This is a genomic window from Azospirillum brasilense (assembly GCF_005222205.1).
Classification (GTDB): Bacteria; Pseudomonadota; Alphaproteobacteria; order Azospirillales; family Azospirillaceae; genus Azospirillum; species Azospirillum brasilense_G.
The window spans coordinates 1,478,010-1,498,721 of sequence record NZ_CP032346.1; the positions used below are offsets into that span (position 1 = coordinate 1,478,010).

The window sequence follows — 20,712 nt, forward strand, 5'->3', positions numbered from 1 at the left end:
TAGGACAAAACAGTATCCAAATACCTAAAAATGCGTCGAATTCTGTCGGTCGATCATGAATTTTCTGCGACCGGCACAATCGTCGATGCATGGGTTGTGGCGTGGTGTGTGTCCGTGGTGTGAAGCGCCATCGCCCAGTCTCCACTGTGTGCATCAAGACTGTTTTGCACAACCGGAACAGTGTCCGGCAGGCCCAGGCCGGAGGAGAGGAGCGCTGCGTAGTAGAAGCGCCCGTGATCGGCCTGAGACGACGGAGATGGCGACGCGGCCAGCGGCTGGCTGTGCAGCTGCGCCGCGACGGTGGCCTGCGCGTCGAAGGCGACGCCGGCCACCACACGGCTGCTGCCGTCGGCCATGGTCATGCTGGTGGTGCCGAGGATGTGGTTGCCGGCCAGCGTCGTATCGGTCGGGGTGGCCGTGGTGGCGATGGAGAGGATCCCGGCCTCGGCCAGCGTGCGCAGTTCGCCCGGCTGGCTCACCCCGTCGCCGTCGGCGTCCTGCCAGACCTGGAGCGTGGCGAAGCTCTGGTCCGCGGCGTCGATGCGCCCGTCATGGTTGCTGTCGAGCGAGGCGAGCGCCTCCAGGCTGCTGTTGAAGCCTTTCCCGAAATGTTCCGACACCAGCTCGCGCCCGTCGTCGATTTGCCCGTTTTGGTTGTCGTCGCGCACCAGCAGGGCGTTGCCCTTGCCGACCCAGCCGGTCCGGTCGGCCACGCCGTCGCCGCTGACGTCGAACAGGACGCCGTCGGTCAGCGCCCGCAGGGCCAGCCCGTCGCCGGCCATGTCCAGCACGATGGGGTCGCTGGCGACGGTGGTCAGCGTGACGTTGTCGACGCGCAGGATCGGGTTGACGCTGTTGTCGCTGGTGTCGGAGGTGCCGAAGCCCAGAGACAGGGTGGTGTTGGCCGGGATGACGACGCTGAATTTCCCGCTGGCGCTCGCCTCCTTGGCGAGCAGCGTGACCACGCCGTTGACGCTGACGAAGGCGAAGTCGTGATAGCCGGGGTCGGAGAAGATGAAGGCCCAGTCGAAGGTCAGGATCGTGTCCTTCGTCACGGTGACGGTGTTGGCCAGTTTCATCGCGTGCCCGAAGGACGGGACGGTCCCGGTCGCCGCGGCGATGGAGCCGTGGGCGATGCCGAGAAAATCCTCGAGCTGCGTCGGCGTCTGGCCGCCGGCGGAGGTCAGGGTGCCCTCATGCCCGTCGCCGGTCGCGTCCACCGTGGCGCCGCCGGTGTGGCTCCAGCCGGTCAGCCCTTTGTCGAAGGAACCGTTGGGGATCAGCACGCCGGGATGCAGGGTGACGGTGTCGGTGGCGGCGGAGAAGGCGCTGCCGTCGCCGAGGGTGACGGCGGCCTTGGAGCCGGCGCTGCCGGTGGTCTGGTCCCAGGCCCGGATGGTCAGGGCGCCGTTGACGGTGGCCGGCACCGCGGCGTTGGGCTGGAAATAGAGCCGGTCGGTGGCGCGCAGCAGAAGGGCGGAATCGCTGTCGTTGACCGCGCCGACGAGGCTCCAGGTCGCGCCGTTGTCGGTGGAGAACCACCAGCGGCCATAGCTCTCGTTGGTGCCGGTCAGGGCGATGCCGGTGACGGCGCCCGCGTCGGCGTCGGTGACGTTGGCGGGGCCGCTGCCGTTCAGCCCGACCAGCTTGGACACCGCGAAGCCGGCCGTGCCCGCGGTGGGGGCGGCCAGGGCCTCCGCCGCCACGGTCACGTCGAGGTTGGTGTCGATCAGGACGGGCGAGGCGTTCGGCGGCGCCACGGTGACGCCGATGGTGGCGGTGGCGGTCAGCGGCCCGCCGGCCCCGCCGTTGCCCAGGTCGTTCACGACGATCCGGATGGCGTCGGCTCCGGTGTAGGTGCTGGCGGTGTAGAGGAGCCCGTTGGCTGCGCCGAGCAGCCCGTTGATGGTGGCGAGAGTCGCGCGGATGGTGACGCTGTCCGTTCCGTTGCCGGTGATAACCGCGTCCCACCCGGCGGTGGCCAGGGTCAGCGTGCCGTGGCCGGCGGTCAGCGTGACCAGCATGGGCAGCGCGCCGGCGTCGACGTCGGACACCGACAGGCCGGTGACCGCCACCGCCACGCCCTTCACCGTCGCCAGAGCGGTCGTGCCGGCGGTGATCTGCGGCGCGTCGTTGATGGGGGTGACGGTTCCGGTCAGGGCGATGGTATCGGCGCTGTAGACGGTGCTGCCGCCGACGCCGGCCGTCAGGTCGACGCGGCCGCCGGTGACGACGGGGGCGCCGCCGTCCTCGATCAGCCGGACGGTCAGGGCCGGGGTGGTGCCGTTCCAGTCGGTGGCGGGAATGAAGCGCAGCATCGCGTTGGCGGCGACGACCAGCGCCGCCCCCTCCGCCACCGCGCCCACGGTGATCCAGGCGGAACCGGACCAGTATTGCCAGACGCCCTGCCCGGCGGTCGCCGCGTTGCCGACGATGGCGACGCCGGCGAAGCCATTGGCGGAGGAGCCGCCCGCCACCGCGTCCGCCGGGTCGGAGAACAAATGGCCGAACAGGGCGGTGACGCTGGTGCCCGCGGGGTTGGCGGTGTCCTCGGCGATGGTCGGCAGGGTCGCCGTCGTGCCCGTCGCCACCGGGGCGTCGTTGACCGGAATGACGGTGCCCGTCAGCGCGATGGTGCCGAGGCTGTAGGCGGTGCTGCCGCCGACGCTCGTCGCGTCGACCCGTGCGCCGCTGGCAATCGGGCCGTGCGACGTGTCGACCAGCCGGACGGTCAGGGCGGGCGTGGTGCCGTTCCAGTTGGCGGCGGGAACGAAGCGCAGCGCCGTGTTGGCGGCCAGCAGCAGACCGTTGCCGCCGCTGACCGCGCCGATGTCGGCCCAGGCGGCGCCGGTCCAGAACTGCCACGCCCCTTGCGCCAGGGTGGCGGCGTTGCCGACCACCACCACGCCGGCCAGCGTGTCGGCCGTCGACCCGCCGCTCACCGCGTCGGCGGCGTCGGAGAACAGGGGACCGAACAGGCTGGAGACGGTGGTGCCCGTCGGGTTGGCGGTGTCCTCGGCGATGGTCGGCAGCGTGGCCGCCGTGCCCGTCGCCACGGGGGCGTCGTTTACGGGGGTGACCGAGGTGGTCAGGGCGACGGTGCCGGCGCTGTAGCGGCTGTCGCCGCCCACGCTCGCCAGGGCGACCCGTCCGCCGCTGGTCACGGCCCCTTGGGAGTCGTCGATCAGCCGGACGGTCAAAGCCGGTGTGGTGCCGTTCCAGTTGGCGGCGGGAACGAAGCGCAACGCCGTGTTGGCGGCCAGCAGCAAGGCGTTGCCGTCCGAGGCCGCCCCCACGGCGGCCCAGCCCGTGCCGGTCCAGTATTGCCACACGCCTTGCGTGGTCGCCGCGTTGCCGACGATGGCGATCCCGGCGAAACCGTTGGCGACGGACCCGCCGCTCACGGCGTCCGCCGGGTCGGAGAACAGGTGGGCGAACAGGCTGGAGACGGTGGCGCCCGCCGGATTGGCGGTGTCTTCCGCGATCGCCGGCAGGGTAGCAGTCGCTCCGGTGACGACCGGCGCGTCGTTGACGGGGGTGACGGTTCCGGTCAGCGCGATGGTCCCGGCGCTGTAGACCGTGCTGCCGCCGACGCTGCCGGTCAGGTCGACACGGTTGCCGGTGATCAGCGGCGCGCCGCCATCCTCGACCAGCCGGACGGTCAAGGCGGGCGTGGTGCCGTTCCAGTTGGCGGCGGGAACGAAGCGCAGCGCCGTGTTGGCGCCCAGCAGCAGCCCGTTGGCGTCGCTCGCCGTGCCGATGCCGGCCCAGGCCGTGCCCGTCCAATACTGCCACGTTCCTTGCGCCACGGTGGCGGCGTTGCCGACCACCACCACGCCGGCGAAGCCGTTGGCCGCCGATCCGCCGCTCACCGCGTCGGCAGAATCGGAGAACAGGTCACCGAACAGGGCGGAGACCGTGGCGCCCGCCGGGTTGGTCGTGTCTTCGGCGATGGTCGGCAGGGTCGCCGTCGTGCCGGTCGCCACCGGAGCGTCGTTGATCGCGCTGACCGCTGTGTTGAGGGCGATGGTGCCCAGGCTGTAGCGGCTGTCCCCGCCGGCGCCCGTTACGTCGGCCCGCTCGCCGCTGGTGACCGGCCCTTGCGAGTCGTCGATCAGGCGAACCACCAGGCTCGGCGGTACGCCGTTCCAGTCGGCGGCGGGCAGGAAGCGCAGCTTGGTGTCGGCCGCCAGCAGCAGGGCGTCGCCATTCGACACCGTTTCCACGGCGGTCCAGGCCGTGCCGGTCCAGTATTGCCATTGCCCCTGGGCGGTGTCCGCACCGTTGGCGATCACCGCCACGCCGGCGAAGCCGTTCGCGGCGGACCCGCCCGCCACGGCGTCCGCAGGGTCGGAGAACAGGTGGGCGAACAGGGTGGAGACGGTGGCGCCGGACGGATCGGCGGCGTCTTCGGCGACCGCCGGCAGAAGCGTCGTCGTTCCGGTGGCGACCGGAGCGTCGTTGACCGGGGTGACGGTCCCGGTCAGCGCGATGGTGCCGGCGCTGTAAACGGTGCTGCCGCCGACGCCGGTGGTCAGGTCGACTCGGTCACCGGTGACGACGGGCGCGCCGCCGTCCTCAACCAGCCGGACGGTCAGGGTCGGGGTGGTGCCGTTCCAGTTGGCCGCCGGCAGGAAGCGCAGCTTGGCGTCGGCGGCGAGGATCAGCGCCGCCCCCTCCGCGACATCGCCCACGGCGGTCCAGGCGGAACCGGTCCAATATTGCCAGACGCCCTGCGCGGCGGTCGCTGCGTTGCCGACCACCGCCACCCCGGCGAAGCCGTTGCCGGCGGAGCCGAACACGGCGTCGGTGGGGTCGGAGAACAGCCCGCCGAACAGCGACGCGACGCCGGCGCCCGCCGGGTCGGCGCTGTCTTCCGTGATGGGTGCCAGGACCGCTTGCGCGCCAGTCGCCACCGGGGCGCCGTTCACCGGGGTCACCTCCAGCGTCAACGGGGCGATATCCCCCGACAGCGGGGTGGTGCCACCGACGCCGGTCAGCGTGAACAGCCGATGCTCGACACCGCTGAAGCCTTCGGCCCATTCGCTGTTCACCGCCCGCAGCCCGAGCGACGGCGCGGTGCCGTTCCAGTTGGCGGCCGGGAGGAAACGCAGCAGGGCGTTGCCCGGAAGCACGAGCGCCGCGCCGTCGCCGACCGTGCCCACCGCCAGCCACGCGCTGCCGTCCACGCTGTACTGCCAGACGCCGAACGGGGAGTCCGGGTTCGCCACCACGGCGACGCCGATCACGCGGCTGCCGGCCTCGCCGGGCCGGAACATCGCCTCGATCAGGTGGAAAACGGCGAAACCGGCCGGGGCCGCGGTGCCCTCGGCGATCGCCAGGGCCTTCGCAAAGGCCGCCGCGTCGAAGCCGGCCGAGAGGGTGGGGGCCGCCACCGGCGGCACCGTCGCGGGCTGGGTGGCGGCGGCCGCCTCGATGGCGCGGGCCACCTGCTGCTGGATCTGCGCGGCGACGGCGAAGGGATCGCTGGTCAGCGTCTTGGTGACCGCCGGGGCGGCGGGCGGAGCGCTGGTGGTGGGCGTGGGGGCGGTGACGCTCGGCGCGGCGGTGTCGGCGCTCTTGGCGGTTCCGGCCGCGTCGAAGCTGATCGGTTTCAGAGCGGGTTCGCTTCCCATGCTGGATTTGGCCGCGGCCGGAGACGCCTTGCCCTCCGTCGAGGAGGCGTCGGTGGCGGCCTTGTCACCGGCTTCGCCTTTCGCCTCCTCCTTCGCTCCATCCTCCTTGGCGCCTTCCTCTTTGGCGCCGTCTTTCTCGCCGCCCTCGTCCTTGCCGCCCTCCTTGCCCTCGGCTGGGGCTTCGGCGACCTGTTCGGCGGCCTTCTCCCCGCCCCCCTTGCCGCCGTCTCCTTTGTCGCCGTCTCCTTTGGCGCCGTCCTTGGCCGCCTCTCCCGCAGGCGGCGGGTTGGCGAGATCGGCCAGCGCCTTGTTCTCGGCGGACACGGGAACCTCGCTGCCCTGGGCGTTCTGCTGCACCGTCTCCGCCGTCTGGCGGGCGGCGGCGAGCGCCGAGCCGGGGGCACGCCCGTCGGCCAGCGCCTGCCCGAGCGCGGCGTTGAAGGCGGCGCCGGAGCCGCCGAGCGCCTGCACCGCCTGCTGGACGTTCTGCCCGCTGGCGAGCGCCGCGATCAGCCCGTCGCTCTTGACGCCCCTCGCGGTTTCGGCGGACAGGGCCAGCGCGGTGGACACGGTCTGCTGCGCCGAGCCCAGCGCGCCGGACATCTCCTGCCCGCTGGACAGGGCCCGCCCCAGCGCCTCGCCGAAGCCGCCGGCCGCCGCACCGTCGAGCCCGGCGGCGGCGGCAAAGGTCTTGACGGTGGCCGCCACATTCTGGCCGGACGACAGCGAGGCGACCAGCGCGTCCGCCGGCTTGGCCGGAACGACGGCGGCCTCCTGCCGGGCCGCCATGTCCGTCTGCGCCCGGGTCGAGGCGCCGAGCGCCGCGTCGGGTTGCGCGCCCTGCGCCAACGCGTCGTTCAGGACGCTGGTGAAGGCGGGGTTGCCGGCCAGCGCGCCGCCCGCACCGTCCGTCTTTCCGGCGGCCAGCGCACCGAGCAGGCGTGCGCCGTCGGTCTGTTCGACCGCGACGGAATTGGTCTGGACCGCGCCGGCGGCGCTCAACGCCTGGGCTTCGGCAATGGCGCCGGCGGCGTCGGCGCCGCTGGACAGGGCGTGTTCAAGCGCTTCGGCGAAGTGGCCGCCCGATCCGGGGCCGAGCGCCGTCACCGCGTCCTGCACCCCCACGCCGGAGGCGAGCGCCGCGGCGAGCTTGTCGGACGGTGAAACGGCAACGGCGTCCGGCATCGCCGGGGCGGTGGGGGGAGCGGTCAGAGCCTGCGACAGGGCGGCGATCGGGTCGGCGGCGCCCGCCGGGCGGGCGGCCGGGTCCATCACCCCGCTGAACAGCGCCGCCGACAGGTCGGACGCCGTCTTGGGATCGCCGGCACTGCCCGGCCCGATTCCCTGTCCCTGGGCCAGGGCGACGGCCAAGCGTTGCTCCCCCGTCAGCGCCGCGGTTTCCTGGGCGGCTTGCGCCATGCGCGCCGCGGTGCCGGCGGCAATCCGGCTCGCCTGCGCAATGGCGTCGTCGGGCGTGGCGCTGGCGCCGACCCCCGCCGCGACGTCGCGCATCCAGCCGTCCGCCACGCTGCCCGCGGCGCCTTCCGGCAAGCCCTGTCCGGTCAGCGCCGCCGTCAGCTTGTCCTGCACGGCCTTCAGCGCGCCGGGATCGCCGCCCAGCAGCACCGCCGCCGCTTCGGACGCCAGGGCATCGGGGATGGTCAGGAGCGGGGCGTTGGCGTCCAGGGTGTCCGGCATAGTGGCCCTCTCGCCATCGCGGCGGTCGCGTATCGGGAAGGCCAATAACAAAGTGATTTATTAAAGAAATTCTGAACGCTGCCGATCTTTTGGCGGATCGGAAGTTAATTCTGCTTGGATCAGTGGTCATGCAACATCAAAATCCCCGCAGAACGGCGATGGTTACTGCATGAATTTTGCCTCATACGGTGGCAAATTGTCGATTATTGTTGCATTTGAGACTTGGGTTGTGAAAGGGGCAATGGCACCTTTCTGAAAAGTAGTGTTTGAGAACGGCGCCGCACCGGCCAACCCACCCTGGGGTGGCGGCGCGGCGCCGTCCGCACGGATGGCGTCAGGACGCCGTCCGGATGGTGCCGACACGTCCGCCGGCCAGGAAGTCCTCCGCGGCCCGCCCGCCGACGCGGAGGCCGCTGTCCTTCTCGAACAGGGAGAAGTCCTTCAGCAGGCAGTCGATCCCGACCGCCTCGCCGACGCGCAGCTCGCTGTAGCCGGGGACGGAGACCATCACCTCGTCGGTCAGGCCGCCGTCGTCGTCGTGGGCGGTGTGGACGCCAGACAGCTTCACCGAGATCAGCGATTCCGCCCCCACATGCTCGACCAGCGTGACGGTGCCCGGCAGGCTCTTGCCCTGGCCCGGCGGCACGACGGCGAGCGCGCCGGGGCGCAGGCCCAGCCAGACCTTCATGCGGCTGTTGCCGCCCGCCCGTTCGGTCCCAGGGCGTTCCGCCTTGTCGGGCAGCGGCAGGACGCTGGCGCCGATGCGCACGGTCATGCCCTCGACCTCGGCGTCGATCAGGTTCATCGGCGGCGTGCCGATGAAGCGGGCGACGTAGGTGTTGGCCGGCTTCTCGTAGATCTCGCGCGGGGTGCCGTACTGCTGGAGGTGCCCGTCGCGCATCAGCGCGATGCGGGTGCCCATGGTCATCGCCTCGATCTGGTCGTGGGTGACGTAGACGAAGTTGCCGCCGACCCGCTGGTGGAGCTGGGTGATCTCCGCCCGCATGGCGGTGCGCAGCTTGGCGTCGAGGTTCGACAGCGGCTCGTCCATCAGGAAGGCCGAGGGCTGGCGCACCATGGCGCGGCCGAGCGCCACGCGCTGGCGCTGGCCGCCCGACAGGGTGCGCGGATGCCGGTCGAGCACCTTGGTCAGGGCCAGCGTGTCGGCGGTGCGTTCCACCAGCTCCCGCACCTCCGGCGAGTTCTCGATCCGGCGCTTGAAATAGTCGCCGATGAAGGGGATGTGGAACCACCAGCGGAACTGCCGCATGATCAGCGGGAAGGCGATGTTCCGGCGCACCGTCATGTGCGGGTAGAGCGCGTAGGACTGGAAGACGAAGGCCATGTCGCGGTCGCTGGGCGGCAGTTCGTCCACCCGCTTGCCGCCGAGATGGATCTCGCCGCTGGTCACCGTCTCAAGCCCCGCGATCATGCGCAGGATGGTGGACTTGCCGCAGCCCGACGGGCCGAGCAGCACCAGGAATTCGTCGTCGCCGGCCTCCAGGCTCACGTTGTCGATCACGGTCAGCGAACCGAAGGACTTCGTGACGTTCTGCAGTTTGATAGCCATGGGCTTTTCCCTTTTATCTCTCGGGCGTGTCGGTGCAAGGGGGGCGGGATCGGCCCACGGTCAGCCCTTGACGCCGCCGGTCGTCATGCCGGCGACCACGTAGCGTTGGACGAACAGGTAGAAGACGACCGCCGGCAGCGTGTAGATGAAGCCGACCGCCATGACCGTGTGCACCGGCGTGCTCAGCTCGCCCACGAAGCTGGCGAGGCCGACCGAGGCGGTGCGCAGGGCGTCGTCGCTGATGAAGGTCTGGGCGAAGACATACTCGTTCCAGCCGTGGAAGAAGGCGATCACCGCCGCCGCCGCCAGCGTCGGCGCGATCAGCGGAACCACCACCGCCAGCACGATGCCGAGGCGGGAGCAGCCGTCCACCCTTGCGGCCTCCTCGATCTCCGACGGCACGCCGTCGATGGCGCCCTTCAGGATCCAGGTCACCACCGGCACCGTGAAGGCCGTGTTGGCCAGGATCAGGCCGAGCAGCGTGTTGAGCAGCGACAGCTTGGTGAAGATGTCGTAGAGCGGCACCACCAGCATCGCTTCCGGCAGCATCTGCGTCATGAACAGCGCGAAGCCGAGCAGCAGCTTGCCGTTGAAGGTCAGGCGCGACAGCGCGTAGGCCGGCAGAACCGACAGCAGGATGCTCAGCACCGTCGTGCCGACCGCGACGATCAGGCTGTTGACCAGCCATTGGCGCAGCGAGGTCTCGGTGAAGGCGGCGGCGTAGGTGCCGATCTGCGACAGCGTCGGCAGCAGGTTCGGCGTGGCGTCGAACAGCCGCTCCGACGGGGTGAGCGAGGTCACCAGCATCCAGTAGAGCGGGAAGGCCGCCACCCCGAGGAGGACCAGGACGGCGAGCGTGCGGGCCGTGGAATTGTGTTTCATGACATCACCGTTTCCCTGCGGCCTTTTCCGCCCGCGTCGACAGCCAGAAATAGACCAGCGTCACCAGGATCGCGACGACCAGCCCGATGATGCCGACCGCCGCCGCCCGGCCGAGGTCGAGATAGACGAAGGCGCGGCGGTAGAGGTCGATGACCAGCGTGTTGGTCTCGCCCAGCGGGCCGCCCTGCGTCATCAGCCAGATCACGTCGAAGCGGCGCAGCGACCACACGGTGATGAGCAGGGTCAGCAGGGCCACCGACGGGCGGATGGTCGGCCAGGTGACGGCGCGGAAGATGCTGAGCCGGTCGGCCCCGTCGATCACCGCCGCCTCGCGCAGCTCCGACGGCACACCCTGGAGGGCGGCCAGGATGACGACGGAGGAGAAGGGGAAGATCTGCCAGACCGTGGTGATGAGGATGGCCGGCAGGGCGTAGGACGGCTCGTCCAGCCAGTTCACCCCGCCGTCGGCGAAACCGAGGAACTGGGCGAGGTGGCTGAACAGCCCGTACTGCGCGTTGAACATCCACACGAAGATCAGCGCCGCGGCGACCGGCGGGGCGGCCCACGGAATGGTGACCAGCGCGCGGGCGATGCCGCGCCCCCGGAAGGTGCCGTCGAGCAGCAGCGCCGCCAGCAGGCCGAGCCCGATGGAGGCGACCACGCAGACCAGCGTGTAGACCGCGGTGACGCGCAGGACCTGATGGAACTCCGGGTCGAAGACGAGCTCGCGGTAATTGTCCAGCCCGACGTAGGTCTGCTGGCCGGGCGAGAGCAGCGAGGTGGAGGTGACGCTGAGCAGGAATTCCTGCACCAGCGGGTAGCCCTGGAAGACCAGGAGATAGAGCGCCACCGGGGCGACGAAGAGTGCGGGAACCCAGCGGCCATGGTCGATCGGCGCGCGCCGCGCGGCGGCCCTGGGCTGGCTCACGGTCCTGCTCATCATGATGCGGTATCCGGAGTTGGGACCACGGCGATCGCTTCCGACATTCCCTCTCCCCTCTGGGGAGAGGGTTAGGGTGAGGGGGTTGCGCGTGTCGGTAGGCTCGACAAAAGCGCAACCCCCTCACCGGCCCTTCGGGCCACCCTCTCCCCAGGGGGGAGAGGGCTAAAAGAATGGACGAATGCGATCGCCCTGGAATTGTGCGGGCGTTACTTCTGGGCGAGCACGCGGGCGGTGATCAGACGCTGCGCCTCGTCCATGGCGGTCTGCGGGGCGACGCCACCCTGGAGCACCTTGAGGAGCTGCTGGACGATGATCTGCTGGATCTCCGGCGCCTTGGTCTCAAGCCCCTGCGGCAGGGCGGGCACGCTGTTCGGGGTCTGCGCGTCGTAGACCTTCAGCCAGGGCATGGCCTGAAGCTCCTCCGGCGTGCGCTCCACCGTCGTCGCGACGTTGGCGGCGCCGAGCAGGGTCTGGAGTTCCTGCTGCTGCTGGGGCTGGAGCGCCCATTGCAGGAACTTGCCGGCGGCGTCCTTCACCTTGGTGTTGGCGTTGATGGTCACCGGAGCCAGGATCATGCCCTGCTCCTTGTGCGGGAAGGGCGACGGGGCGGCGGCGATGGGGTGCGCCTTGCCCTGCGAGGTCAGGATGGTGGCGACGCCGCCGTTGTCGATCTCCATGGCGACCTTGCCTTCCCAGAACATCCGCCGGTAGGTGGCGGCGTCGGTGCCCTTGGGGATCATGCCGGCGTCGTAGACGGTCTTGTAGGCGGCGACACCCGCCACGACCTCCGGGCTGTTGAAGGTCGGCGTGCCGTCCGGCTTGGACCAGCGCCCGCCGAAGCCGTAGACGAAGTTGGTCAGGTCGTACCAGACGCCGCCGCGCTCGGCCATCGTGGCGCGGAAGGCGAAGCCGTAGTTGCCGTCCTTCGTCGCCTCCTTGCCGAGCTTCACGAACTCCTCGAAGGTCTTGGGCGGCGTGCCGTTGGGCAGCAGCGCGGCGTTGTAGACCATCGCGTAGTTGGCGGTGTCAAAAGCGAAGCCGTAGCGCTTGCCCTCGACCTTCATGTACTGGTCGGCGGCGGTGAAGGTGTGGGCGCCGTCCTTCACGATGTCGTCGATCGGCAGGACCGACTTGGCGGCGACCGCCGCGTAGAACTCCGGCAGGTCGAAGCGGATGACGTCGGGGCCGCCGTTGCCGCCCATCTGCGTGAAGATGGTGGTGGCGAAGGAGGAGAAGGGGATGGTGACCGGCTTCACCTCGATGTCGGGCTGGGACTGGTTGAACTTCTCCACCCAGGCCTTCAGCCGGTCGCCGCGGCCGACCTCGGCGAAGTGGGACGCAGCGAAGGTCACCACCGTCTTTCCGGAAGCCGATTTATCAGACGATTGGGCCAGGGCGACCGACGCGGTGCCCAGCGCCAAAGCGGCGGCCAGCCCGCCGGCCAGAAGGGGGGTGATGCCCGTGATTGCGCTCAGAAACGGCTTCATGCTGCGTCCTCCTCTGAATTTGTTCGTTTGCTGTCTTTTTTGGTTGGATTGGCCCGCAATCCGGGAACCATACCAGAGTATGCGGGCCGGTGGTCGGGGTTCAGTGCCGGCCCAACGCTCCGTCGACCCGACGCCACAACCCCAGCGGGTTGCCGTCGCGCAGGGGTTCCGGCAGCAGGTCGGCCGGGATGTCCTGGTAGCAGACGGGCCGCAGGAACCGCTCGATGGCCGCCGTGCCGACCGAGGTGGTGCGGCTGTCCGACGTGGCCGGGAAGGGGCCGCCATGCACCATGGCGTGGCAGACCTCGACGCCGGTCGGCCAGCCGTTGGCCAGGATGCGGCCGGCCTTGCGCTCCAGCGTCGGCAGCAGGACCGCCGCCGCTCCGGTGTCAGCCGCGTCCATCTGCAGGGTCGCGGTGAGCTGGCCGTCCAGCCGCTCCGCCACCGCGCGCAAAGATTCCAGATCCGGGCAGCGGATGAGCAGCGAGGCGGCGCCGAACACCTCCTCGCGCAGGGCCGGATCGTCGAGGAAAGCGTCGGCGGTCGTGGCGAACAGCGCCGCCCGGCACCGGTTGGGGCCGTCGCCGTCCAGCCCGCGGGCCAGCGTCGCCACGAGGGCGTTGTCGGCCAGGGCGGCCACCCCGGCGTCGAAGGCGGCGTGGATGCCCGGCGTCAGCATGGTCGGCGCCGCGCTGCCGCCCAGCGCGTCCACGGCGGACGCTACGAAGCGGTCGAGGTCCGGCCCGTCCACCGCCAGCAGGATGCCGGGGTTGGTGCAGAACTGCCCGGCGCCCAGCGTCAGCGAGGCGACGAAGCTCTTGCCCAGCGCCTCCGCCCGCGCGGCGAGCGCCGCCGGCAGCAGGAAGACCGGGTTGATGCTGCTCATCTCCGCGTAGACGGGGATCGGCTCCGGACGCCTGGCCGCCACCTCCATGAGCGCCACGCCGCCGCGGCGCGATCCGGTGAAGCCGACCGCCTTGATGCGCGGGTCGGCGACGAGCGCCGTGCCCACCGACGAGCCGGCGCCGAACATCAGCGAGAAGACGCCCTCCGGCAGCCCGCATTCGGCGACGGCGGCCTGGACGGCGCGGCCGACGAGCTCCGACGTGCCGGGATGGGCGGAGTGGGCCTTGACCACCACCGGGCAGCCGGCGGCGAAGGCCGAGGCGGTGTCGCCCCCGGCCACCGAGAAGGCCAGCGGGAAGTTGCTGGCGCCGAACACCGCCACGGGGCCGAGCGGGATGCGGCGCTGGCGCAGGTCGGGGCGGGGCAGGGGCGCCCGCTCCGGCAGGGCCGGGTCGATGCGGGCGCCGATCCAGCTTCCCTCCCGCACCACCGCGGCGAAGAGGCGGAGCTGGCCGACGGTGCGCCCGCGCTCCCCCTCCAGCCGGGCGCGCGGCAGGCCGCTTTCAGCCATGGCGCGGACGATGAGGGCGTCGCCGAGGTCCAGGATGTTGCGGGCGACCGCCTCCAGAAAGACGGCGCGGTCCTCCCGCGCGGTCTCGCGGAAGCGGTCGAAGGCGTCCCAGGCGAGCTGGCAGGCGCGGTCGACCTCCGCCGTCCCGCCGCCGCCGAAGGCGGGTTCCAGCTTCGCCCCGGTGGACGGGTCGATGGCGTGGATCTCGCCGTTGCGGCCGCGGTGGCTCTCGGCGCCGATCAGCATCATGCCGGTGAGGGTCACGGGCGGGTCCTTTCCTGGTCTCGGTGCTCTTGGTCTCGGTGCTCTCGGGCTTGGTGCTCTCGGGCTTGGTGCTCTCGGTCTGGGGGCGGCATCAGCCGAGCAGGCCGCGGCCCGCGAGGTTCCGCATCAGCGCGGCGGCGCCGAAATCCCAGGGCGCGCAGTCGGCGCAATGGCGGACCCGGTTGGTCAGGCTGCCCAGCGCCGGGGCGGTGATGGTCACCACATCGTCCAGCTTGTGGGTGAAGCCCTCGCCCGGACGGTCGCGGTCCTCGACCGGCGCGAACATGGTGCCGAGCAGCAGGACGAAGCCGTCCGGATACTGGTGGTTCTCGCCGATGGTGGCCTCCACCAGCTCCACCGGATCGCGGCTGATCTGCGACATGGAGCTGGAGCCCTCCAGCCGGAAACCGTCGCTGCCCTCGACCACCAGCCCAAGCTCGGCGCTGCGCACACCGTCCAGCGTGAAGCGGTCGTCGAACAGGCGGATGAACGGGCCGATGGAGCCGCTGGCGTTGTTGTCCTTGGCCTTGCCGAGCAGCAGGGCGGAGCGCCCCTCGACGTCGCGCAGGTTCATGTCGTTGCCGAGCGTGGCGCCGACGATGTCCCCGCGACTGGAGGCCAGGACGGCGATCTCCGGCTCCGGGTTGTTCCACACCGAATAGGGCGGGATGCCGACATGGGCGCCGGTGCCGACCGCCGACATCGGCTGGCCCTTGGTGAAGATCTCGGCGTCGGGGCCGATGCCGACCTCCAGATACTGCGACCACACCCCGCGGGCGATCAGCGCCTTCTTGACCTCCATGGCCTCCGGCGAGCCGGGCTTCAGGCTGGACAGGTCGCGCCCGATCAGCGCGTCGATGTCGGCGCGGATGGCCAGCGCCTTTTCCGGGGCGCCGCGCGCCTGCTCCTCGATGACGCGCTCCAGCAGGCTGACCACGAAGGTCACGCCGGACGCCTTCACCGCCTGGAGGTCGATGGGGGCCAGCAGCCAGGGCCGCTCCGGGTTGCGCCGGTCCTCGTCGGAGTTGGCGAGGATGGCGGCGGCGGTGCCGATCCACTCGCCGGGGATGTCGCGGGCCAGATCCGCGGCGGCGCCGGTCTCCACCAGATCGCGCACGGTGGGCGCGTCGCGGCTGGTGATGTCGAACACGTCCCGGCCGCGCACGGCGATGACCGAGGGGCCGACGCCGGGGCGCCAGGCGCGCCCGACCAGAAGCGCGCCCTCGTCCGCCGGCAGGGCGGCGGCGGGGTCGAGGGGAAGGGGTCGCTTGCTCATGGGTGCCTCTCCTCTTGCTTGCGCCGGGTCGTTACTTGCGCCGGAAGACCGGGCTGCGCTTTTCCTTGAAGGCGGCGCGCCCCTCGGCGGCGTCCGCGGTGGCGAAGCAGATGGTCTGCAGGTCGCGCTCGTACTCGATGGCCTTTTCCACCGGCATGGTGTGGGCGGCCTTCAGGTTCAGCTTCGCCGTCTCCGCCGCGATGGGGGCGCGGCTGGCGACGATGGCGGCGATCTCCTGCGCGCGGGCGAGCAGACGGTCGGCGGGCACCACCTCGCTGACGAGGCCCCAGGCCAGCGCCTTGTCCGCCGGGATCGGGTCGCCGGTCAGGATCATCATCGCGGCGTTGGAGGTGCCGATGGAGTGCGAGAGGAAGGCCGCGACGCCGCCGCCGCCGATCCAGCCGAGCTTGATCTCCGGCGCGCCGAACTGGGCGTTCTCCGACGCGATGCGGATGTCGCAGCTCATCGCCGTCTCCAGCCCGCCGCCGAAGGCGTAGCCGTTGACCGCGGCGATGCTCGGCTTGCGCAGACCGCGGATGGCGTCGCAATAGTCCTCGCGGTTGCGGAAGTTCCAGGCGGTGTCGTAGCGGTCCAGCTCGCGGATGTCGGAGCCGCAGCAGAAGGCGCGCGGCCCGGCGCCGGTCAGCACGACGCAGCGGATGTCGTCGTCGGCGTTGCAGCGGGCGACGGCGGCGACCAGCTCCGCGGCCATCTCCGGGGTCACCGCGTTCAGCTTCTGCGGGCGGTCGAGCGTGATGGTGGCGACGAAGCCGTCCACCGTGACGGTGACCGCGCCAAGCGCCGGATCGGGGGTGTTGAGCGAGTCCATGGGATGGGCCTTATCGTTCGGCGCCGGCAACCGGGCGGCTGGCGGCGTAGCGGTGTTGCAGACGGTCGAGCAACGCCGGGTGCGGCGTGCCGTCGGCCAGCGCGTCGCGGATCATCGCCGCGGCTTCGGCCTGGAAAGCGATGTAGCCGGCGTGGCGCGGGCGGACATAGGCGGCCTCCAGCGTCGCGGCGGTGTTGCGGTAGAAACCGCCCCAGCGGGCGTTCACCGCCTCGTCCGCCCAGGCGTCGCGGCGGCTCGGCTGGCCGTCGTGGGCCGGGATGAAGCTCCGCTGCGCCTCGGCGCCGAGCAGCCAGCGCAGATGGTCGAGCAGGGCCGGCGTCACCTCGCAGCGCACGGAGACGCCGATGCCGGTGCCGCCCAGCGTCGAACCGGGACGCCCGCCCGCCGTGGCGCGCGGCGCGTCGGCGAAGGTGACCGGCTTCTCGCCCGCCGTGGTGGGGGCCGCGTAGTTGACGTAGCCGTAGACCAGCGGGCAGAGCGCCACCTCATCCGTGCGGGCCATGTGACCGAGCAGCCCGATGGGGTTCAGCCCGCGCACCGCCGCCGGCATCCGCCCGGCCAGCCTCGCCATGAGGTCGAGCGCCTGCGTCCCCACCTCCGCCGAGACCAGCCGGTCGGGATCGGCCACCGCGGGCGGATCGCCGAAGGCCGCCGCCAAGGACAGGAAGGTCAGGCAGGCGTGCGGCCCGGCCAGCGACAGGGCGACCGGCGCCCGTTCGGACAGGCTCGCCACCTCCGCCCAGGTGACGGGGATCGGCCCGTCCAGAAGGTCGGCGCGGCAGGCCGTGACCTGCGTCGCCGCGTCGAGCGGCAGCGCCCAATGCCGGTCCGCGAAGCGGTAGCTGGCGAGGCTCGGCCCGATGCTGTCGCGCTGCCAGCCGGCAATGTCCCCGGCGGTGAACAGGTCCTCCAGCGGGATCAGGCCGCGTTCCGCCACGGCCTCCCCGACATGCGGATGGTCCAGCACGATCAGGTCGTAGCGGGCGCAGAGGTCGCCGATCGGATGGGCCTCGAAGCCTTCGAGCGGCTGCTTGTCCCAGTCGATGGCAAGATCGGGGGCAAGCCCGGCGCGCGCCCCGTCCAGCCCGGCCGCCGCGGCGGCCAAGGCGTTATAGCCGCGCGGGTGGTCCCAGGTCAGCGCGCGGTAGCGCATGCCCGAACCTCCTCTTCCTCCGCCTCCGGCTCGGTGGCGGCGACGACGCCGGCGGCCAGCAGGCGGTCGATGGCCTCGGCGGTGAAGCCGGCGGCCTCCAGCACCTCGCGGGTGTGCTCGCCGGTCAGGGGGGCGCCGCGCTCGACCTCGGACGGGGTCTTGGAGAACTTGATCGGGAAGCCCGGCGTCTTGACGCGGCCCTCGGTCGGGTGGTCGTACTCGACGAAGGTGCCGTTGTGCTTGATCTGCGGGTCGTTCACGAGGTCGGCGTAGCCGTAGACCGGCCCGGCCCAGACCCCGGCGGCGTTGAACAGCTCCAGCCACTCCGCGGAGGTCTTCGCGGTCAGCCGGTCGCGGGTCTTGGCGAAGATTTCGTCGCGGCGCGACCAGCTGTCGGTCTCGTCCTCCATGTCGAGGAAGGACGGCTCGCCGATCAGCTCGCCCAGCAGCTTCAGCGGCGGGAAGGCCACGATGATGAAGCCGTCGCTGGTGGCGAAGGCGCCGTAGGGCGCGCGGATGTAGACGTGGGCGTGCGGCTCGGCGGAGCGGGTCTGCGGCTTGCCGCCGACCGTGAAGACCGACAGCTCCTGCATCTGGATCGTCGTGATGGCGTCCAGCATGTTGACCTGGACAAGCTGGCCCTCGCCGGTGCGCTCGCGGTGGAGCAGGGCGGCCAGCACGCCTTCGAAGGCGGTGTAGCCGGTGATGGCGTCCACCAGATACTGGCCGGCGGGGGTCGGGGCCTCGCCCTCGCGGCCCGCCGACAGCATGGCGCCGGACATGCCCTGCAACAGCAGGTCCTGGCCCGGACGCTGGACGTAGGGGCCGGTCTCGCCATAGCCGGAAATCGACAGGTAGATCAGGCGCGGATTGATCGCCGAGAGCGATTCATAGTCCACGCCCAGCCGCTTGGCGACGCCCGGCCGGTAGTTCTGAAGGAACACGTCGGCGGTCTTGACCAGCTCCATCAGCAGGGCCTTGCCCTCGGCGTTCTTCAGGTCGACGGCGAGCGAGCGCTTGTTCCGGTTCAGCGACAGGAAGGAGACGTTCACCTTGTTGCCGGTGATGCCGCCCGCCGCGGTGTGGCGCTGCCACTCGCCGGTCACCGGCTCCACCTTCACCACGTCGGCGCCGAGGTCGCCCAGGCGCTGCGCCGCCAGCGGGCCGGCCATGGCGATGGAGCAGTCGAGCACACGGTAACCGCTGAGGATGTTGCGTTTCTTGTCCATGATGTCCGGGTCTTGTTGCCGTGGGTCCGCCGGCCATGGCGGAAGGATGGGGCGAAGGGATGGATGGTCAGCCGTTGGTCGCCGGGGCTTGCGCGAAGAAGGCGCGGTTCCAGACGGGGCTGATGAGGATTTCGTTGACGCAGACGTGGGGCGGCATCTCGGCCACGAAGCGGATGGTGCGGCCCAGGTCTTCGGGCTGGAGCAGGCGCGCCATTTCCTCTGCCGGAGGCGGGGAGGGGCGCTGGCCCAGCAGGTCGGTCGCCACCTCGCCCGGCATGACCACGCAGGAGCGCAGGCCGTTGCGCCATTCCTCCATGTTCAGGCTGTGGCTCAGCGTCACCAGCGCCTGCTTGGTCGCGTTGTAGCCGGGTCCGCCGAGGACGAGCGCGTGCCGCCCGACCCAGGAGGACACGATGATGACGGTGCCGGACCGGCGCTCCCGCATGGCGGGCAGCACCGCTTGGATGGCGTGCATGGTGCCGTTCAGGTTGACGTCGACCAGACGCCGCCAGCCCTCCGTCCCGAGGTCGCGGAAGCTGCGGTTGGGCAGGTTCATCCCGGCGCTGGCGACCAGCGTGTCGATCCGCCCGTGGCGGTCGAGGATCGCCGCCGCCACGCGCCGCACCGCCGCCTCGTCGGCCACGTCGAGGACCGCGGTCTCGGCCCTGCCGCCGGCGGCGCGGATGGACTCCGCCACGCGGTGGAGCGCGTCTTCGCGCCGTCCGGACAGGACGACGGCGGCGCCGCCCTGCGCCAGCGCCCGCGCGCCGGCCTCCCCGATTCCGCTGCCGCCGCCGGTGACCCAGGCGACGCTGTCCGCAAGAACGCTCATGTCTTGCCTGCTTCGTTGCTTGTCTTTGTTGCTTGCCCGCCGTGCGCCCATCGGGCCGCCGCGGTGTCCCTCCCCGCGTTCCCCGGATCGTCCGCCTTCGCGTTCGTTCCGAGTGACCGCTAACGTGACCGGTAACATGATTGGTTGGGGCAATCAAGCATCTTCGGCGAGCGATAACGTTAGCGTTCACGTGACCGCTAACATGAAATGCGCTATGAATTGTGGAAACGGTGCCGCACCCGGCTTGCAACGGCGGGCGCGGCCATGCACAAGAAGGCGGCCGGTCGGTGCCCGAAGGCGGGCCGGCGGAGGCAGGAAAGAGGTCATCCCAGGTGTCGGACGAAGGACAGCTTTCGCTCAGGAAGGCGGAGTCACGGCGGCGCTCCGCGACCCGCGCGGTGACGATGGCCGATGTGGCGCAGGCCGCCGGGGTCTCGACGCAGACGGTCTCGCGCGCGCTCCGCGATCCGCGCAGCGTCGGCCCGGACACGCTCGCCCGCATCGAGGAGGCGGTGCGCGAAACCCGCTACGTGCAGAACCTGGCGGCGAGCCACCTCGCCTCCAACCGCAGCATGACGGTGGCGGCGATCATCCCGACCATCTCCGCCTCGATCTTCGCGGAAACCATCCAGGGCCTGACCGACGTCCTGCTGCCGGAGGGCTATCAGGTCTTCCTCGGCCACACCGACTACATGGCGGGGCGCGAGGAGTCGCTGGTCCGCAGCTTCAGCGGGCGGCGCCCGGACGGCTTCTTCATCATCGGCACCCGCCACACCCAGGAGACCACGGCCCTGCTGAAGCGCACCGGGGTTCCGGTGGTCGAAAGCTGGAGCTGGACGAACCGCCCCGTCGACATGCTGGTCGGCTTCTCCAACCACGCCGCCCTGATGAGCGTGGTCGACCATCTGGTCGGGCGCGGCTATCGCCGGCTGGCCTTCACGGGCGTCATGAAGCCGGGCGACCACCGCGCCAAGGAGCGTCTGAAGGGCTTCCAGGACGCCCATGAGCGTCATTTTCCGGGCGTGACGCCGCGCGTCGTCACGGTGGCCAGCGGGCCGATGGTGATGGCGACCGGCGTGGAACTGCTGAAGCTGGTCCGGGAGCAGCATCCCGACACCGACGCCGTGGTGTTCGTCAGCGACGTGCTGGCCTCCGGCGCCCTGCTGGCCTGCAGCGGCATGGGGATCTCGGTGCCGAAGGATCTGGCGATCACCGGGTTCGGCAATTACGACATCGCCGGGCAACTGACGCCTGGCCTGACCACCATCGCCATCGCCAGCCGCAAGATCGGCATGGAATCCGCCAACCTCCTGCTGCGGCGGATGCAGGGTGGCGAGGTGGAGAACCGCACCCAGGACGTGGGGTTCGAACTGCTGGTGCGGGGCAGCGCCTGAAGCCTGCCGGGGGCTTCATAACCCTCTCCCCTGTGGGGAGGACGGGACTTGAGGCATCCAGAATTCCCCTAAGAAAATCAC

The 20,712-nt window shown here is 70.9% G+C and carries 12 protein-coding genes; 1 reads left to right on the forward strand and 11 read right to left on the reverse strand.

Features of this window, described 5'->3' with window-relative positions:
• Nucleotides 1-53: 53 nt before the first annotated feature.
• The 11 genes from D3869_RS33180 to D3869_RS20800 form a co-directional block, all read right to left on the reverse strand.
• Nucleotides 54-7,334 carry a hypothetical protein gene (locus D3869_RS33180; protein ID WP_175426495.1) on the reverse strand — a complete coding sequence of 2,427 codons (7,281 nt, stop codon included), beginning with the start codon at nucleotides 7,332-7,334 and terminating at the stop codon, nucleotides 54-56.
• Nucleotides 7,335-7,668: 334 nt separating this feature from the next.
• Nucleotides 7,669-8,904, reverse strand: a complete 1,236-nt coding sequence (locus tag D3869_RS20755) for an ABC transporter ATP-binding protein (protein WP_137141710.1) — start codon at nucleotides 8,902-8,904, stop codon at nucleotides 7,669-7,671.
• Nucleotides 8,905-8,964: 60 nt separating this feature from the next.
• Nucleotides 8,965-9,786, reverse strand: coding sequence for a carbohydrate ABC transporter permease (locus D3869_RS20760; protein ID WP_137141711.1), 822 nt, complete (start codon nucleotides 9,784-9,786; stop codon nucleotides 8,965-8,967).
• A 4-nt stretch (nucleotides 9,787-9,790) separates the two neighbouring features.
• Nucleotides 9,791-10,729 (reverse strand): carbohydrate ABC transporter permease, encoded by a 939-nt coding sequence (locus D3869_RS20765; protein ID WP_137141712.1) that lies wholly within the window; start codon nucleotides 10,727-10,729, stop codon nucleotides 9,791-9,793.
• Nucleotides 10,730-10,935: 206 nt separating this feature from the next.
• Nucleotides 10,936-12,216 carry an ABC transporter substrate-binding protein gene (locus D3869_RS20770; RefSeq protein ID WP_119508304.1) on the reverse strand — a complete coding sequence of 427 codons (1,281 nt, stop codon included), beginning with the start codon at nucleotides 12,214-12,216 and terminating at the stop codon, nucleotides 10,936-10,938.
• A gap of 100 nt (nucleotides 12,217-12,316) precedes the next feature.
• Nucleotides 12,317-13,897 (reverse strand): aldehyde dehydrogenase (NADP(+)), encoded by a 1,581-nt coding sequence (locus D3869_RS20775; RefSeq protein WP_137141713.1) that lies wholly within the window; start codon nucleotides 13,895-13,897, stop codon nucleotides 12,317-12,319.
• Nucleotides 13,898-13,988: 91 nt separating this feature from the next.
• Complete coding sequence (locus D3869_RS20780; RefSeq protein ID WP_137141714.1) at nucleotides 13,989-15,173, reverse strand: fumarylacetoacetate hydrolase family protein; 1,185 nt, start codon at nucleotides 15,171-15,173, stop codon at nucleotides 13,989-13,991.
• A 31-nt stretch (nucleotides 15,174-15,204) separates the two neighbouring features.
• Nucleotides 15,205-16,002 (reverse strand): enoyl-CoA hydratase/isomerase family protein, encoded by a 798-nt coding sequence (locus D3869_RS20785; protein WP_051140522.1) that lies wholly within the window; start codon nucleotides 16,000-16,002, stop codon nucleotides 15,205-15,207.
• A 10-nt stretch (nucleotides 16,003-16,012) separates the two neighbouring features.
• Nucleotides 16,013-17,176 carry an extracellular solute-binding protein gene (locus D3869_RS20790; RefSeq protein WP_137141715.1) on the reverse strand — a complete coding sequence of 388 codons (1,164 nt, stop codon included), beginning with the start codon at nucleotides 17,174-17,176 and terminating at the stop codon, nucleotides 16,013-16,015.
• The gene (locus D3869_RS20795; RefSeq protein WP_137141716.1) at nucleotides 17,158-18,405 is read right to left on the reverse strand and encodes a CaiB/BaiF CoA transferase family protein; all 1,248 of its coding nucleotides are present in this window, start codon (nucleotides 18,403-18,405) and stop codon (nucleotides 17,158-17,160) included. The genes D3869_RS20790 and D3869_RS20795 overlap by 19 nt, the downstream gene beginning before the upstream one ends.
• Nucleotides 18,406-18,472: 67 nt before the next feature.
• Nucleotides 18,473-19,237 (reverse strand): SDR family oxidoreductase, encoded by a 765-nt coding sequence (locus D3869_RS20800; protein WP_137141717.1) that lies wholly within the window; start codon nucleotides 19,235-19,237, stop codon nucleotides 18,473-18,475.
• 332 nt (nucleotides 19,238-19,569) lie between these two features.
• On the opposite strand from D3869_RS20800, the gene D3869_RS20805 reads away from it, so the two are divergent.
• A complete protein-coding gene (locus D3869_RS20805) occupies nucleotides 19,570-20,631 on the forward strand; it encodes a LacI family DNA-binding transcriptional regulator (protein WP_137141718.1) in 1,062 nt (353 codons plus the stop codon).
• Nucleotides 20,632-20,712: the final 81 nt, after the last annotated feature.

What these genes read in the sequence shown, in the direction of transcription:
- D3869_RS33180 (WP_175426495.1), bottom strand. Translation starts at nt 7,334, where the DNA reads ATGCCGGACACCCTGGACGCCAACGCCCCGCTCCTGACCATCCCCGAT.
- D3869_RS20755 (WP_137141710.1), bottom strand. Translation starts at nt 8,904, where the DNA reads ATGGCTATCAAACTGCAGAACGTCACGAAGTCCTTCGGTTCGCTGACC.
- D3869_RS20760 (WP_137141711.1), bottom strand. Translation starts at nt 9,786, where the DNA reads ATGAAACACAATTCCACGGCCCGCACGCTCGCCGTCCTGGTCCTCCTC.
- D3869_RS20765 (WP_137141712.1), bottom strand. Translation starts at nt 10,729, where the DNA reads ATGATGAGCAGGACCGTGAGCCAGCCCAGGGCCGCCGCGCGGCGCGCG.
- D3869_RS20770 (WP_119508304.1), bottom strand. Translation starts at nt 12,216, where the DNA reads ATGAAGCCGTTTCTGAGCGCAATCACGGGCATCACCCCCCTTCTGGCC.
- D3869_RS20780 (WP_137141714.1), bottom strand. Translation starts at nt 15,173, where the DNA reads ATGAGCAAGCGACCCCTTCCCCTCGACCCCGCCGCCGCCCTGCCGGCG.
- D3869_RS20785 (WP_051140522.1), bottom strand. Translation starts at nt 16,002, where the DNA reads ATGGACTCGCTCAACACCCCCGATCCGGCGCTTGGCGCGGTCACCGTC.
- D3869_RS20790 (WP_137141715.1), bottom strand. Translation starts at nt 17,176, where the DNA reads ATGCGCTACCGCGCGCTGACCTGGGACCACCCGCGCGGCTATAACGCC.
- D3869_RS20795 (WP_137141716.1), bottom strand. Translation starts at nt 18,405, where the DNA reads ATGGACAAGAAACGCAACATCCTCAGCGGTTACCGTGTGCTCGACTGC.
- D3869_RS20800 (WP_137141717.1), bottom strand. Translation starts at nt 19,237, where the DNA reads ATGAGCGTTCTTGCGGACAGCGTCGCCTGGGTCACCGGCGGCGGCAGC.